The organism is Bradyrhizobium diazoefficiens (assembly GCF_016616235.1).
Classification (GTDB): domain Bacteria; phylum Pseudomonadota; class Alphaproteobacteria; order Rhizobiales; family Xanthobacteraceae; genus Bradyrhizobium; species Bradyrhizobium diazoefficiens_H.
Genome location: NZ_CP067100.1, coordinates 3,001,249 through 3,015,823, shown reverse-complemented (window position 1 = coordinate 3,015,823; position 14,575 = coordinate 3,001,249). Strand labels below are relative to the sequence as shown.

Genomic DNA, 14,575 nt, shown 5'->3' with positions numbered 1-14,575 from the left:
GAATCACGCTTTAGGGCGGCGCCCGCTGAGGTGCCCCGGGGTGGCCCGGCAAGTTTGCTTGCCAAGCCGGGCCAGTTTTGGCCTATTAGCTGCCAGATGTGCTTTCGGAGTGACCGCGATGGTTCCGTTTTTCGTCCAGATCAAATGCAAGCTCGGCCAGTCCTACACGGTCGCCAACGCGCTCGCCGAGGCCGAGATCGCCTCCGAGATCTACTCCACCGCCGGCCAATACGATTTGCTGGTGAAGTTCTATGTCGACAAGGACACCGATATCGGCCACTTCGTCAACGAGAAGGTGCAGGTGCTGCCGGGCATCCAGGACACCCTCACCATCATCACCTTCAAGGCGTTCGGCACGGGCTAGCGCGGCGGCGCTAGCTTGCTTCCTTGCGCTTGGGCGGCGTAGGCCCATCCACGGGCGGCAGCGATTTGAGATACTCCGCCATCGCCGCGAGATCCTCGTCGGACAAATGCGAGGTGTTCTTGATCACGCGTGTCATGGCGCCACCGGCGCTGTCGCCGTCGGGCAGTTCGCCTGTCTTGAGGAAATAGGCGATATCCTTCGCGCTCCATTCGCCAAGGCCCTTCTGTGTGATGTTGGGCACCCAGCCCTCGCCTTCCGGATTGGGTCCGCCGGCAAAGCGCTCGCCCGCAATGATGCCGCCGAGCGCATTGCGCGGGGTGTGGCACTCGGCGCAATGGCCAAAGCTGTTGACGAGATAGGCGCCGCGCTTCCACTGCAGCGACTTGCTGGCGTCGGCAATGAGCGGCTTGCTATCCATGAACAGAAATTTCCAGATGCCGATGTTGCGGCGGACGTTGAACGGAAAGCCGACATCATGGTCGCGCACTTTGCCGGCAACCGGAGGCAGCGTCTTCAGATAGGCGAACAGATCGAGCACGTCCTCACGCCTGGCATGCTGATAGGACGTGTAGGGAAACGCCGGAAAGTAATGCTGCCCGTCCGGCGAGACTCCGTGCATCACCGCGTTGACGAAATCGGTGTCAGTCCATTTGCCGATGCCGTCGGCCGGATCTGGCGAGATGTTCGGCGCGTAGAACGTTCCGAACGGTGACTTGATCGCAACGCCGCCGCCGAGCCGCGTGCGGTCAGGCTGGTCGGGAACGGCATGGCACGAGGCGCAGCCGCCTACGTTGAACATCACCTCGCCATTGGCGAGATCGGGCGGATGGGCAGGTGCGCTGCCAGCGGCCGCCACCACGGGCGCGCTGAGCCACCAATAAACGCCGCTGGCAGCGGCCGCGGCGAGCAGCGCCGCGAGAATTGTTCGTTGCAACATGCAGATCCATTCATTGCTTGCCGCAAGCTTATGATCGATGTCCGCGCCGCTCCAGCCACGAAGATTTTAGTCCGCCCGGGCTCGAAACGGGAATAAACTGCAAAGCAGACTGTTGGAAGTTTGCCAGCCCGAACGGGTTTTGCAGGGAGAACGTCATGAACAAGATCGTCATCGCCATGGTCGCGCTCGGCACCATGGCTTTTACAGGCTCCGCCAGCGCCGAGAAGCTCAAAGCAACGCTCGACGGCAAGTCCGAGGTGCCCGCGACCACCAGCAGCGGCAAAGGGACGGCCGATCTGGATTATGACGCAGCCAGCAAGAAACTGTCCTGGAAGCTCACCTATTCCGGCCTGTCCGGCCCCGCCACGGCCGCGCATTTCCACGGCCCGGCCGAGGCCGGCAAGAACGCCGGCGTCATGGTCCCGATCCCGAATGCCGCGACGAGCCCGGTCGAGGGCTCGGCGACGCTGACCGACGCGCAGGCCGCGGACCTCCTCGGCGGCAAGCTCTACGTCAACATCCACACCGCGGCCAATCCGGGCGGCGAGATTCGCGGGCAGGTGACGAAATAAGAACACCCCTTCATTGGGGAAGGCCGGGCGCGCGGCGGGCGCGTCCGGCCTTTTCGATTCCGGCCAATTGTCGCAGTCGGACAATTGCTGGCCTCGCGCCTTGCCAGCCCTCGGAGTTCGGCCATAAATTTCGCTACAACTCTCAAAGCTCAGCCGCACTCGCGGCTTACCCGGTGTGAAGAGTGACACCGTGCGGCTCGTTTGCAGCGTTCTCGATCGGCCTCATGACGCCCGCATCGGCAGGCCAGCTCGCGCGCGATCGCGTGCCTTGGCCGGTGTCGTCGCCAGTGCGGTTCTTGCATTCTCCGCTCCTGCCATGGCGCAAACCGAGATCGAGAGGAAGGCTCAATGCGAGCTGTCCGCCATTCGCGACACGCGATCGCCCCTGGCCGTGCAGTACATCCGTTCCGCCTGCAACTGGCTCGCAGTCAACGGTGACTCCCTGTTGAACGAATCCAGTAGGGGTTATTATGTCTGTCTCGTGCGGCAGCTCTCGGGCGCGCAGGCCAACGAGGCGGCTGCCGCGATCATCTCGGCCTGCCGCACGACCAATCCGCTTTGAAGCACGCTCAGGCGACGTTCAGCGCCTGTCCGAGATCCGCGATCAGGTCGGTGGGATTTTCGATGCCGATCGACAGCCGGATCGTGCAATCGAGTACGCCGATCTTCTGGCGGATGTCGGCGGGAACGCCGGAATGGGTCATGGTCGCCGGCAGGCTGGCGAGCGACTCCGTTCCGCCAAGGCTCACGGCGAGCTTGAAGATCTGCAACGCGTTGAGGAACTTCACCGCCGCGTCCTTGCCGCCGGCGATGTCGAACGAGAACGTCGATCCCGCCCCGACGCACTGCCGCGCGAACACACGTCCGGCCGGCGAGGCCTCTTCGTGATGACCGAGATAGTGCACCTTGGCCACCTTGGGATGGTCGCGCAGAAAATCCGCCACGAGGCCCGCATTCGCATCGGCCTTCTCCATGCGCAGGCTGAGCGTCTCGAGCGAGCGGTTGATCATCCAGCAGGAATGCGGGTCGAGCTGGGTGCCGATGGCGCCGCGCAGCGCCTTGATGCCCTTCATGATCGCCTTGGCGCCGAGCGCGGCGCCCGCGATCAGGTCGGAATGACCGCCGACATATTTGGTCAGCGAGTACAGCGACAGGTCCGCGCCGTGCTCGATCGGCCGCTGAAACACCGGACCAAGCAGCGTATTGTCGCAGGCGATGATCGGCGTGTGACCCTGGCTCTTGCCGATGGTCTCGGCGACGCGGCGAATCAGCGCGATGTCGACGAGGCCGTTGGTCGGGTTGGCCGGCGTCTCGATCAGGATCATCGCAACGCGGCCCTTGCCCATGGCCTCCTGCGCGGCCTGGTTGACCGCCGCCTCGTCGATCCCGTCGGCAAAGCCGACCGCGCCGATCGACAGACGCGAAAGCGTGTTCGTCAACAGGGTTTCGGTGCCGCCATAGAGCGGCTGGGAGTGCAGGATGACGTCGCCCGGCCGCACGAAAGCCAGGATCGTGGTTGCGATCGCCGCCATGCCGGACGAGAACAGCGCGCAGCTCTCGGTGCGCTCGTAAACAGCAAGCTTGTCCTCGACGATCTCGCTGTTGGGATGGTTGAAGCGCGAATAGACGAGGCCCGCGCCCATGCCTTCCGGCGGCTCGCGCCGGCCGGAGACGAAATCGAAGAAGTCCTGGCCGTCCTCGGCCGTCTTGAACACGAAGGTCGAGGTCAGGAACACCGGCGGCTTGATGGCGCCTTCCGAGAGCTGCGGATCATAGCCATAGGTCAGCATCAGCGTTTCCGGATGCAGCATATGGTTGCCGATGTGAGTCTTCGACGGGAACGGTTTTGCCATGGCCTGTCTCGCTGTTGATTCGGATCCTCGCCGGGCGTCGGCGTGAAGATAATCCTTCCGACAGCGATCCGTCAGGCCTTGCGAGCGGAATTTGCCTGCGATGACAGGCCCGCCATAAATCCGGTAGCCGGGATGAACCAGCTACGCCGCCCTACTTCAACTTCACCCGATACGTCTCGTGGCAATCGTTGCAGCGGTCGTTGACCGCTGTGTAGGCGGCCTTCAGGCTCGCCAGATCGGTGATCTTGCCCTTCACGTCTGCGATCGCCTTCTGCACCGGCGGAATCTTGGAATCGAAATCGGCCTTGTTCTGCCAAATTTTTTGCGAGGAGCCATAAGTCGCGTTGACGACGTCCTGCTTGGGATTGACCTCGAACGTCTTGGCAATCTTGGCGACATCGGCCTCGATGCTGGCGATGGCTTGTTCGGCGGCTTTCCGGTCGTAGGGGATGTCGCCCTTCGTCATCTTCTGGATGATGCCATACTGGTTCTTGGCGATCGAGCGCATCAGATTGTCCTGCTGGACCGCAATCTCCTGCTGCGCCATCACGGCGCCCGCACCCAGCAGCAGGATGCCCGCGACAATCATCGTTCGTTTCATTGGGAAAGTCTCCGGCTCGCAAGGTCGGTTGGGAAAAAGGCCGCCCATGGATAGAATCCCGCGGCGGGCGTTTATTCCCGCGCGGATCCGATCCTTACAGGCTGTGACGCCGGCGGTGCTCGTTGATGGCGATCCACACCCGCTCCGGGGTCGCCGGCATGTCGATGTGGTCGATCTTGTATTCGCGCCAGAGGGCGTCGACGATGGCGTTGACGACAGCCGGACAGGAGCCGATTGCGCCGGCCTCGCCCGCGCCCTTCACCCCCAGCGGATTGGTCTTGCAGGGAACGTTGGCGGTCTCGAACACGAAGGCCGGCCCGTCCGCCGCGCGCGGCAGCGCGTAGTCCATGTAGGTCGCGGTGATGAGCTGGCCGTCGGTGGCACCATAAACCACCTGCTCCATCAGCGCTTGGCCGATGCCCTGCATGGCTCCGCCATGCACCTGCCCTGCCAGCAGCAGCGGATTGAGTGTCTTGCCGAAATCGTCGACGATCACGTAGTTGACGATTTTGATGATGCCGGTGGCCGGATCGATCTCGACTTCCGCCAGATGCGTGCCGTTGGGATAGGTGCCGTCGGCGCTGGCGAAGGTCGCGCTGCCGTTCAGCTTCGACGGATCGGCGCCGGGCCGCTTGGCAAGATCGGCAAACGAGATCGCGCGGTCGGTGCCGGCGATCCGGATGATACCGTCGGTGATCTCGAGGTCGCCGGCGCTAGCTTCGAGCGCCTGCGCCGCGATCTCCTTCAGCTTGGTGCCGAGCTCGCGCGTGGCACGCTCGACGCTGACGCCGCCGGACGGAATCGAGGCCGAGCCGCCGGTGCCGAGCCCCGTGGCGATCTCGGCGGTGTCCCCCTGGCGGACATGTACGCGCTCCGGCGGCAGGCCGAACTGCTCGGCGACGATCTGCGCATAGGCGGTCTGATGCCCCTGTCCGCTCGACTGCGTGCCGATCAGGACGGTGACGTCGCCGCTGGGATCGAGCCGCACATTGGCGGTCTCCTCGCCCATCACGCCGCAGATCTCGACATAGCTCGCAAGCCCGATGCCGCGGATCAGGCCGTGCTTCTTGGCCGCCTTGGCGCGCTTTCCAAATTCCTTCCAGTCGGCGATCTCCATCGCGCGCTTGAGATGCGCGGCGAAATCGCCGGAATCGTAGACCTTGCCGGTCGCAGTCTTGTAAGGCAGCGCCTTCGGCGGGATGAAATTCTTGCGGCGGATGGCATCCACCGTCATGTCGAGTTTTCGCGCGCAGGCGTCGACGAGGCGCTCGATGACATAGGCCGCCTCAGGCCGGCCCGCGCCGCGATACGCGTCGACCGGCACGCTGTGGGTGAAGATGGTGCGCACCCGGCAGTGAAACGCCTGGATGTCATAGAGCCCCGGCAGCATGCCGGCGCCGCCATGGGGGATGTAGGGCCCGAACGTCGACAGATACGCGCCCATGTCGCCCATCAGGTCGCAATCCATCGCGAGAAATTTGCCGTCCTCGGCCAGCGCCATTTTTGCGGTGGTGACGTTGTCGCGGCCCTGCGCATCGCCCATGAAGTGCTCGGAGCGGTCGGCCGCCCATTTCACCGCCTTCTTCAGTTTGCGCGCGGCGACCGCCATCAGCGCATATTCCCGGTACGGAAACAGCTTTGTGCCAAAGCCGCCGCCGACGTCGGGGCAGATCACCCGCATCTTCTCGGTGGGGATGTTGAGCACGTTCTGGCAGAGGATGTCGCGCAGCCGGTGGCTGCCCTGGCTGCCGACCGTCAGCGTCAGATGATCGTTCTTGGCGTCGTATTCGCAAACCGCCGCACGCGTCTCCATGAAGCTCGCGACCACGCGCGGATTGACGATGGAGATCTCGGCGACGGCATGCGCTTTCGCAAACGCAGCGTCAGTCGCGGCCTTGTCGCCGATCGAGACGTCGAACAGCACGTTGCCGGGCTTGTCGGGCCAGACCTGCGGCGCGCCCTTCTTCACGGCATTGACGACGCCGGTCACCGCCGGCAGCGGCGACCATTTGATCTCGACCGCCTCGATCGCGTCGCGGGCCTGGTCGATGGTCTCGGCGACCACGAAGGCGATGGCATCGCCGACATGGCGCACTTCGTCCTTTGCGAGGATCGGGTAAGGCGGGCCGGTGAACGGATCGGTCTCGAGATTGAACAGGCACGGCAGATTGCCGAGATCCGCAACGTCGGCAGCAGTCAGAATCAGCGCGACGCCAGGAAGGGTGCGGGCGCGGCTCGCATCGATGGTATATGTGGCATGCGCATGCGGCGAGCGCAGCACCAGGCAGCGCAGCGCAGCCTGCGGCGCGTAATCGTCGGTATAGCGGCCCTTGCCGCGGATCAGCGCGTCATCCTCCTTGCGCAGCACGCTTTGGCCAACGCCGAACTTGATGGGAGCCGCCATTTTATCTTCCCGTTCTCATGGTTGTTTTACGGTATATTGCCGTGGAAAAAGGGGCAAGGCAAACGGGTTTAGACAGGCACACTGGCGCAGGCCGGAAAGCGCCGCGCACCCGTCATCATACCGTCTAGATTGCGCCGCGAAACACGACCTCATTCTGAGGAGCCCGCCAAAAGCGGGCGTCTCGAAGGATCGGTCGCGAAGACGCAGTCCACCAAGCCTGTCGACAAGTTACATCCCACCGCGCCCCCACGGATCCATCGCGCGATCTCTCAGCCTATCAATAGCCCTTTCAGGCGTGAAGTAGTCGATCTCACCGCGCGTCAGGCCGATATCCATCAGCTCCCTGTCACTCAGGTCCTGTAAGGTGACCTGCTGGCCCTGGCGCCGCTGCTGAAGCACTCGCCAATATCGCTTGAGCAAGCTCAAGACGATAGAGAGGTCGAGGCCGCGCCTCGCGGCATCGCCCTCCATCCCGCATGTGCTGTCCGTTAGTTGAGGTGGCATCGCACGCTCCTGCTGTTGTGCCGGCAGGAAACGTGGCCAAACAAAAGGCCCCGTCCGATGCCGGCGGGGCCTGGTGGAAAAGATGTCGTCGTCGAATTCCTAGCGCACGACTCCTTCCACGGCCCAGCCGAAGCGGGTCATGTGGTTGAAGGTGACTTGCGCATTGATTTGGTCATGAGCCGTCAATACCACGGCAATCGTGCAAAATCAAGGGATGTGCGGATGTTGGCTGCACCCTGAGGGCGAGCATGGCTTTCGCCATGCGCATTGGCCGCAGGCCGCGAAAAGCACCGCTCGCCCGTCATGGCGGAATTGCCTCAGGCCGCGCCGGGCCTGCGGTACTTCCGACGCCCTATGTTCGCTCAATCAAGTCCCATCGATTGCCGTAGAGGTCCTCAAACACCGCGACCGTTCCATAAGGCTCACGGCGCGGCTCTTCGAGAAACTTGACGCCTCGCTTTCGAAACGTTTCGTAATCGCGATTGAAATCGTCGGTCGCCAGGAACAGAAAGACGCGGCCGCCGCTCTGATTGCCGATGGCCTGTGCCTGGGCCGGGGTCGCAGCCTTTGCCGGCAGAATGCCGCTCTCGGTGCTGCCGGGCGGCGCGACGACGAGCCAGCGTTTCTCCTCGTCGAGACGCGCGTCTTCCCGAAGCTCAAATCCGAGCTTGTCGACAAAGAATGCAATCGCCTCGCTATAGTCTCGAACGATCACCGCGGTAAGGCTCAGATGTTGTCGCATGCAGGCTACCAATTCGTTTTCACAACGAGAAAAACTGGCGAGCCACTGTAATAGGTTCGGTCTCCATTGAGGACATGCCCTAGCCGCGCACCAGGGAGACCAGCCAGCTGCGGCCGAACAGGACGAGAATTGCGAGCACATAGACGATTACTCCGCCGATGGCCAACAGGCTCAGCGTCAATTCATCGTGGAAGTGCATCGAGCCCAGCGAGGAAGCACTGAAGCGCGCGATCAGCCAGAAGGCCGCGGCAAGGATGATGCCGGTCAGCAGGAATTTGACGAGCGACATCAGCCAGGCGCGGTCCAACACGAGAAAACCTCGCCGCACCGCGAAGAACAGCACCAGCAAGAGATTGGTCCAGACGCCGACGGCAGTCGCCAGGGCAAGGCCGATCTGGGCGAGCGATCCCATCAAGGCGAGCTTCAGGGCGACGTTGACGGCGATGCCCGAGAGCGAGGCGCGGACCGGCGTCGCGGTGTCCTTGCGCGCATAGAAGGTCGCGACCGCGCTGCGGATCAGCACGAAAGGAATGAGGCCGATGGCATAAGCCGCGAGCGTGCTGCCTGCGGCCACCGCATCGGCCTTGGAGAAGGCGCCACGGGCGAACAGCGCGCGCATAATCTCGTCGGGCACGGTGAGAAAGGCCGCCACGAACGGCACCGAGAACAGCAGCGTGAAGTCGAAGGCGCGGCGCTGCGCCTTCATCGCGCCGTCATGGTCGTTGGCCGTGATCCGCCGCGACATCTCCGGCAGCAGCACCGTGCCGATGGCGATGCCGATCACGCCAATCGGGAGCTGGTTGAGGCGGTCGGCGTAGTAGAGCGCCGACAGCGCGCCTGCGGGCAGGAACGTCGCAATGATGGTGTCGGCAAACAGGGCGACCTGCGTGCCCATCGAGCCGAGTGTCGCAGGTCCCAGCGCCCTGAAGAAGCCGCGGACGTCTTCGTCGAGCTTGAGCGGCGCAAAGCGCGGCAGGCCGCCATGGCGGGCGAGATCGCCGGCGAGCAAAAAATATTGCAGGAAGCCGGAGATCAGAACGCCCCAGGCCGCCGCATGGCCCGCGGTCGGAAACCAGGCGGCCAGCGCCAGTGTCATCATCATCGCGACGTTGAGGAAGATCGAGGCGGCGGCGGCGCTGGCAAAGCGCTGCATCACGTTGAGCATGCCGCCATAGAGCGTGACGAGCGTGATCAGCAGCAGATAGGGAAAGGTGATCCGGGTCAGCTCGATCGCGAGCTTGCGCTGCTCCGCATCCTCGGAAAAGCCGGGCGCAAGTATGCTCATGGCCTGCGGCATGAACAGCCAGGCGACGATCAGCAGCACGATTTGCGAGGCCAGCAGCAGCGTGAAAATGCGGTTGGCGAACAGTTTTGCCGCCCCCTCCCCGCGTTCGCCATGGACATGCGCATAGGCCGGCACCCAGGCGGCGTTGAAGGCACCCTCGGCAAAGATCGCGCGAAAATGATTGGGCAGCCGCAGCGCCACGAAAAAGGCGTCGGCCACCGGGCCGGCGCCGAGAATCGCCGCAAGCATGATGTCGCGGGCAAACCCCGTCAGCCGCGAGAGCAGCGTGTAACCACCGACCGTGAAGATGCGTCCGAGCATGCGTCTGTTTTAGAGCATGGCGCGATCAGGTCTAGGTGCAAACCAAAGTCGAGGTGCGCTCCCTCCCCGCTTGCGGGGGGAGGGCTGGGGAGAGGGCTGCTTCCGCATAGAGACACTCCCCAAGAGGAGAAAGCCCTCACCCGGATCACTGCGCGATCCGACCTCTCCCGCAAGCAAGCGGGAGAGGTGAAGCAAGATCAGCCCGCAATCGCGCCGCGGACGGCGGCGATGACCCGCTCCTGATCGGCTTCCGTCAGGTAGGCATGCATCGGCAAGCTGATCACGTCCTGCGACAGGCGCTCACAAACAGGCAGCCCGCGGTCGGCGACCGGATACTGCTGGTAGGCGGTCTGCTGGTGCATCGACTTGCCGTAATAGATCGCAGTCGGCACGCCCTGGGCTTTTAGCGCGGCGGCGAAGCCGTCGCGATCGGTGCCTTCAAGCAGTCGGATCGTGTACTGCGCCCAGACCGAGGTGTTGCCCGGCGCCAGACGCGGCACGGTGACCACGTTGGACAGGCCGCGCGCGTAACGCTCGGCGACCCTATTACGGGCGGCGATCTCGTCGTCGAAGATCTTCAGCTTCTCGATCAGGACCGCAGCCTGCATGGTGTCGAGCCGGCCGGTCAGGCCGAGGCGGACGTTGTCGTATTTGTCGACGCCCTGCCCGTGCACGCGGATGCTGCGCAGCGTGGCGGCGAGTTCGTCGTCATCGGTGAAGATCGCGCCGCCGTCACCAAAACAGCCGAGCGGCTTGGCAGGGAAGAAGCTGGTCGTGGTGGCGAGCCCGAAGGTGCCGAGCTTGCGTCCCTTGTAGCTTGCGCCAAAACCTTGCGCGGCGTCATCGATCACGAACAGGCCTTCGGTCCTGGCGATCTCGGCGATGGCATCGTGCTCGGCGGGCTGGCCGAACAAATCGACCGGAATGACCGCAACCGGCTTCAAGCCGGCCTTGCGGGCGGCCGCGATGCCGCGCTTGAGCGACTCCGGGCTCATGTTGAAGGTGGTCTCATCGACGTCGACATAAACAGGCGTCGCGCCGGTCCGTGCCGCCGGCGACGCGGTCGCGATGAAGGTGAAGGAAGGACACAGCACGGCATCGCCGGGCCCGACGTTCTTCGCCATCAGCACCATCAGAAGCGCATCGGTGCCGTTGGAGCAGGCCACCACGTGCTTGGCGCCGCAATAAGTCGCAAGCTGCTTCTCGAGTTCGAAGACCTCAGGACCATTGACGAACTGGCAATGGTCCATCACGCGCTTGACCGCGGCATCGAGCGAGGCGCCGAGCCGGACGCGCTGCGAAGCAACGTCGATGAAAGGAATTGGTTCGGAACGTAAGTGCTGGTTCATGGCCTGGTTCTTGGCGCCTTCTCGCGTGGTCGACATGGGAAGGTTTTAGCCGGCAACGCGGCGCGGACCCTTGCGGGCGGCCGACGTAGCCGCGGGCCGCGACGGCGTTTCCAGACATTGCGTTGCGATCTCGAGGCTGGCAACGCCTTCGTCACCGGTCACCGCCGGCGTCTCGCCGTTTCGCACGGCCTTCAAGAACGCGATCAGCTCGGCGCGGAGCGGCTCGTCATGACCGACCGGCAGATGCCGCATCGAGTAGCTGCCATCAGGCTTGAAGCCGAAGCACTCGGTGACCTGGCGCGTGAGCAGATCGCCCATCACATATTTGCCACGGGTCGCGACGGTGACGCTGCGCGCCTTGAACGGCGTCAGCCAGTTGGTGTTGATGTGGGCGAGCACGCCACTTGCGGTGCGGAACTGCAACAGCGCGATGTCCTCGCGCTCTGCGACCGCGCTCGACAATTGCGGCTGTACCTCGACGATGTCGGATTCGGTGAACCAGCGGATCAGATCGATGTCGTGCACGGCGAGATCGATGACGACGCCGACATTGGACATGCGCGGAGGGAACGGGCCGACGCGCGTGATCGCGATCGAGAGGATGTCCTCGCCCGCAATCGCCTGCTTGACGGCCGCGACCGCCGGATTGAAGCGCTCGACATGGCCGATCATCAGCGTCACGCCGGCCCTTTGCGCGGCGGCGACGATCTCGCGGCCTTCCGCGACCGTGGAGGCGATCGGCTTCTCGACCAGGACGTGAACGTTCCTGGCGATGCAGGCGAGCGCGATCTCGTGATGCAGATGGGTGGGCGCTGCGATGGTGACGGCATCGACGCCGGCGGCGAGGAGCTCGTCGAGCGTCTCGAAGCCCTGGCAGTCGGCAAGCTGGATGGTGCGGGTCAGGTGCACCGGCGACGGATCGACCACGCCGACGAGGCTGACGCCGGGAAGACCGCTGAGCACGCGCGCGTGGTTGCTGCCCATCACGCCGGCGCCAATGACGCCGACGCGCAAGCCGGCCTTTGCCGGTTGAGACCCTTTGGAACTCATCTGAGTAAACCCCGATTCAACGCAAATCCCCGGGCCGCTTCTAGCACGGACGTCACATTTGTGGCGAATGCCGGGTCAGCTACCCGGACACGATTTGATTCAAAAAATTACACGTTTCCCGGGCGTCAGGCCGCCAAATGAGGCCGCCTTGGCCGGATCGCGTGATTCGGAGTTTGCTGGTTACGACCTTTGATAGTCGTCTTCAATCCGGATGATGTCGTCTTCCCCGAGATAGGAGCCGGTCTGGACCTCGATCAGTTCCAGCATGATCTTGCCAGGGTTCTCGAGTCGATGAACGGCGCCCATCGGAATGTAGATCGACTCGTTCTCGTGCACGGTCTTCACCGTCTCGTCGACGGTGACCCGGGCCGCGCCGCGGACCACGATCCAGTGCTCGGCCCGATGGTGGTGCTTCTGCAGCGACAGCCGCCCGCCCGGCTTCACCACGATGCGCTTGACCTGGTGGCGGGCGCCATTGTCGACGGACTGATAGCTGCCCCAGGGACGATGCACCTTGAGGTGCTCCTCGGTGACCTTCGGCGCGACCGTCTTGAGCTTGGTCACGAGGCGCTTGAGGCCGTTGGCATCCTGCTGCCGCGACACCAGCACCGCATCCGCCGTCGCGACCACGACGAGATCGTCGACGCCTTCGAGCGCGACCAGCGCATGATCGCTGGTGACGTTGCAGTTGCGGGAATCCTCGAACACGGCGGTGCCGTGCGCGGCGTTGCCTTGCGCATCCTTGTCGGACAGCTCCCACACCGCGCGCCAGGAGCCGACGTCGGACCAGCCGCAGGACACCGGCACCACGGCGGCGCGCGCGGTCTTCTCCATCACCGCATAGTCGATCGAGATCGCCTTGGCCGCGCCGAATGCCGTCGGCTCGAGCGTGACGAAGCCGAGATCGCGCCCGGCCCTGGCGACCGCATTGGAGACCGCTTCCACGCTGGCCGCGTCGATCCTGCGGTATTCATCGAGCAGCAGGGCCGCGGGAAACATGAAGTTGCCGCTGTTCCAGAAATAGCCCGAATTGACGTAGTCGGCCGCCTTCACGGCGTCCGGCTTCTCGACGAAGCGCGCGACGGCGTGCACCGTGCCGGAGATCACCTCGCCCGGGCTGATATAGCCGTATTCGGTCGCCGGCCGCTCCGGCTTGACGCCGAAGGTGACAATGCGGCCGGTGCTCGCGGCAGCCAACCCCTCGCGGCACGCGGCGACGAAGGCGGCATTGTCCTGCACCACATGGTCGGCGGCGAGCGCAAGCACGACCGCCTCCTTGGCGCGCGCTTGGGCGAACACCGCGCCGGCTGCGATCGCAGGACCGGAATCGCGCCGCATCGGCTCGAGGATCACGTCGGCCTCGATGCCGATCTCGGCGAGCTGCTCCAGCACCATGAAGCGATAGGAGGTGTTGGTGATGACGATCGGGCGGTCGAACAGCGCGCCGTCCGAGACGCGCAGCAGCGTGTCCTGGAAGGTCGAGCGCGTGCCGAACAACGGCAGGAATTGTTTCGGGCGCACCTCGCGCGAGGCTGGCCACAGCCGCGTGCCGGCACCGCCGCACATGATCAGGGGGATAATGCGTTTGTCCATCGTCATCTCAATCCTTGTAGTGGTCCCGATACCAGGCGACAAAATTACGGACCCCATGTTCGATCGGCGTCGACGGCGCAAAGCCGGTATCGCGCATCAGGTCCTCGACATCCGCGAACGTTTCCAAAACATCCCCCGGCTGCATCGGCAGCAATTCCTTGACTGCTGTCCGGCCCAGCTCCTGCTCCAGAAGTCCGACGACATGCATCAGCTCCTCGGGGTGGTGGTTGCCGACATTGTAGAGCTTGGACGGCGCATTTCCGGCGGCCGGATCGTCCGCGGGCACCCGGTCGAGCAGCTTGGACACGACGCGGGTGACGTCGTCAATGTAGGTGAAGTCGCGGCGCATTCTGCCATGGTTAAAGAGCCGGATCGGCCGGCCCTCCATGATGGCGTTCACAAACAGAAACATCGCCATATCCGGCCGGCCCCACGGGCCGTAGATGGTGAAGAAGCGCAGGCCCGTGACCGGCAGGCGGTAAAGATGGCTGTAGGACTGCGCCATCACTTCGTTCGCCTTCTTGGTCGCGGCATAGAAGCTCACGGGATGATCGGTCCGGTCCTGCACGGCAAACGGCAGTTTAGTGTTGGCGCCGTAAACGGAGGATGACGAGGCGTAGACGAGATGACGACAACCGTTGTGACGGCAGCCCTCGAGCACGTTGAGAAAGCCCGTCAGATTGGAGTCAGCATAAGCGTGCGGCTGCTCGATCGAGTAGCGCACGCCGGCCTGGGCTGCGAGATGCACGACCTGCGCAAATCCGTGCCGCGCAAACAGCGCCGCGATGGTGTCGCGGTCAGCGAGATCGGCCTCGATGAAGGAGAAGCCGGACGCGTTCCCAAGCTGCGCCAGGCGGGCCTTTTTCAGCGCCGGATCGTAATAGCTGTTGAGATTGTCGAGCCCGACGACGGGCCGGCCCTCGCCCAGGAGCTGCCGGGCGACGTGAAAGCCGATGAAGCCGGCAGCTCCCGTGACCAAAATCACCTGATCTGTCATCCT

General features: G+C 64.0%; 14 protein-coding genes. 3 read left to right on the top strand and 11 right to left on the bottom strand.

What is annotated here, in order from left to right; translation table 11 throughout:
• The first annotated feature begins 118 nt into the window (after nucleotides 1-118).
• Nucleotides 119-364, top strand: a complete 246-nt coding sequence (locus tag JJB99_RS14195) for an Lrp/AsnC ligand binding domain-containing protein (RefSeq protein ID WP_018642903.1) — start codon at nucleotides 119-121, stop codon at nucleotides 362-364.
• Between the two features lie 10 nt (nucleotides 365-374).
• Here the strand turns inward: JJB99_RS14195 and JJB99_RS14190 are convergent, their stop codons facing one another.
• A complete protein-coding gene (locus JJB99_RS14190; RefSeq protein WP_200499333.1) occupies nucleotides 375-1,301 on the bottom strand; it encodes a c-type cytochrome in 927 nt (308 codons plus the stop codon).
• 155 nt (nucleotides 1,302-1,456) lie between these two features.
• On the opposite strand from JJB99_RS14190, the gene JJB99_RS14185 reads away from it, so the two are divergent.
• Nucleotides 1,457-1,873: a CHRD domain-containing protein gene (locus tag JJB99_RS14185; protein WP_200499332.1), complete on the top strand. Its 417-nt coding sequence runs from the start codon at nucleotides 1,457-1,459 to the stop codon at nucleotides 1,871-1,873.
• A 268-nt stretch (nucleotides 1,874-2,141) separates the two neighbouring features.
• Complete coding sequence (locus JJB99_RS14180) at nucleotides 2,142-2,435, top strand: VF_A0006 family four-cysteine protein (protein WP_246775246.1); 294 nt, start codon at nucleotides 2,142-2,144, stop codon at nucleotides 2,433-2,435.
• 7 nt (nucleotides 2,436-2,442) lie between these two features.
• Here the strand turns inward: JJB99_RS14180 and JJB99_RS14175 are convergent, their stop codons facing one another.
• The 10 genes from JJB99_RS14175 to JJB99_RS14130 form a co-directional block, all read right to left on the bottom strand.
• Nucleotides 2,443-3,726 (bottom strand): cystathionine gamma-synthase family protein, encoded by a 1,284-nt coding sequence (locus JJB99_RS14175; RefSeq protein WP_200499330.1) that lies wholly within the window; start codon nucleotides 3,724-3,726, stop codon nucleotides 2,443-2,445.
• 151 nt (nucleotides 3,727-3,877) lie between these two features.
• Nucleotides 3,878-4,327, bottom strand: a complete 450-nt coding sequence (locus JJB99_RS14170; protein ID WP_200499329.1) for a c-type cytochrome — start codon at nucleotides 4,325-4,327, stop codon at nucleotides 3,878-3,880.
• Between the two features lie 94 nt (nucleotides 4,328-4,421).
• Nucleotides 4,422-6,731, bottom strand: coding sequence for a xanthine dehydrogenase family protein molybdopterin-binding subunit (locus JJB99_RS14165; protein ID WP_200499328.1), 2,310 nt, complete (start codon nucleotides 6,729-6,731; stop codon nucleotides 4,422-4,424).
• Between the two features lie 228 nt (nucleotides 6,732-6,959).
• Nucleotides 6,960-7,202: a DUF1127 domain-containing protein gene (locus JJB99_RS14160; RefSeq protein WP_349629016.1), complete on the bottom strand. Its 243-nt coding sequence runs from the start codon at nucleotides 7,200-7,202 to the stop codon at nucleotides 6,960-6,962.
• A 385-nt stretch (nucleotides 7,203-7,587) separates the two neighbouring features.
• Nucleotides 7,588-7,977 carry a VOC family protein gene (locus JJB99_RS14155; protein ID WP_200500158.1) on the bottom strand — a complete coding sequence of 130 codons (390 nt, stop codon included), beginning with the start codon at nucleotides 7,975-7,977 and terminating at the stop codon, nucleotides 7,588-7,590.
• Nucleotides 7,978-8,056: 79 nt separating this feature from the next.
• A complete protein-coding gene (gene murJ, locus JJB99_RS14150) occupies nucleotides 8,057-9,583 on the bottom strand; it encodes a murein biosynthesis integral membrane protein MurJ (protein WP_200499326.1) in 1,527 nt (508 codons plus the stop codon).
• Between the two features lie 197 nt (nucleotides 9,584-9,780).
• On the bottom strand, nucleotides 9,781-10,968 hold the full coding sequence (locus JJB99_RS14145) for a DegT/DnrJ/EryC1/StrS family aminotransferase (protein ID WP_283816040.1): 1,188 nt from the start codon (nucleotides 10,966-10,968) through the stop codon (nucleotides 9,781-9,783).
• A gap of 9 nt (nucleotides 10,969-10,977) precedes the next feature.
• Nucleotides 10,978-11,982 (bottom strand): Gfo/Idh/MocA family protein, encoded by a 1,005-nt coding sequence (locus tag JJB99_RS14140; protein ID WP_200499325.1) that lies wholly within the window; start codon nucleotides 11,980-11,982, stop codon nucleotides 10,978-10,980.
• Nucleotides 11,983-12,162: 180 nt separating this feature from the next.
• Complete coding sequence (locus JJB99_RS14135; RefSeq protein WP_200499324.1) at nucleotides 12,163-13,575, bottom strand: mannose-1-phosphate guanylyltransferase/mannose-6-phosphate isomerase; 1,413 nt, start codon at nucleotides 13,573-13,575, stop codon at nucleotides 12,163-12,165.
• A gap of 7 nt (nucleotides 13,576-13,582) precedes the next feature.
• Nucleotides 13,583-14,572, bottom strand: coding sequence for an NAD-dependent epimerase (locus JJB99_RS14130; RefSeq protein WP_200499323.1), 990 nt, complete (start codon nucleotides 14,570-14,572; stop codon nucleotides 13,583-13,585).
• Nucleotides 14,573-14,575: the final 3 nt, after the last annotated feature.

Bases quoted from the DNA above. Each gene is read 5' to 3' on its own strand.
- JJB99_RS14170 (WP_200499329.1), bottom strand. From the start codon at position 4,327: ATGAAACGAACGATGATTGTCGCGGGCATCCTGCTGCTGGGTGCGGGC.
- JJB99_RS14165 (WP_200499328.1), bottom strand. From the start codon at position 6,731: ATGGCGGCTCCCATCAAGTTCGGCGTTGGCCAAAGCGTGCTGCGCAAG.
- JJB99_RS14145 (WP_283816040.1), bottom strand. From the start codon at position 10,968: ATGTCGACCACGCGAGAAGGCGCCAAGAACCAGGCCATGAACCAGCAC.
- JJB99_RS14135 (WP_200499324.1), bottom strand. From the start codon at position 13,575: ATGGACAAACGCATTATCCCCCTGATCATGTGCGGCGGTGCCGGCACG.
- JJB99_RS14185 (WP_200499332.1), top strand. From the start codon at position 1,457: ATGAACAAGATCGTCATCGCCATGGTCGCGCTCGGCACCATGGCTTTT.
- JJB99_RS14175 (WP_200499330.1), bottom strand. From the start codon at position 3,726: ATGGCAAAACCGTTCCCGTCGAAGACTCACATCGGCAACCATATGCTG.
- JJB99_RS14140 (WP_200499325.1), bottom strand. From the start codon at position 11,982: ATGAGTTCCAAAGGGTCTCAACCGGCAAAGGCCGGCTTGCGCGTCGGC.
- murJ (WP_200499326.1), bottom strand. From the start codon at position 9,583: ATGCTCGGACGCATCTTCACGGTCGGTGGTTACACGCTGCTCTCGCGG.
- JJB99_RS14155 (WP_200500158.1), bottom strand. From the start codon at position 7,977: ATGCGACAACATCTGAGCCTTACCGCGGTGATCGTTCGAGACTATAGC.
- JJB99_RS14160 (WP_349629016.1), bottom strand. From the start codon at position 7,202: ATGGAGGGCGATGCCGCGAGGCGCGGCCTCGACCTCTCTATCGTCTTG.
- JJB99_RS14130 (WP_200499323.1), bottom strand. From the start codon at position 14,572: ATGACAGATCAGGTGATTTTGGTCACGGGAGCTGCCGGCTTCATCGGC.
- JJB99_RS14195 (WP_018642903.1), top strand. From the start codon at position 119: ATGGTTCCGTTTTTCGTCCAGATCAAATGCAAGCTCGGCCAGTCCTAC.
- JJB99_RS14190 (WP_200499333.1), bottom strand. From the start codon at position 1,301: ATGTTGCAACGAACAATTCTCGCGGCGCTGCTCGCCGCGGCCGCTGCC.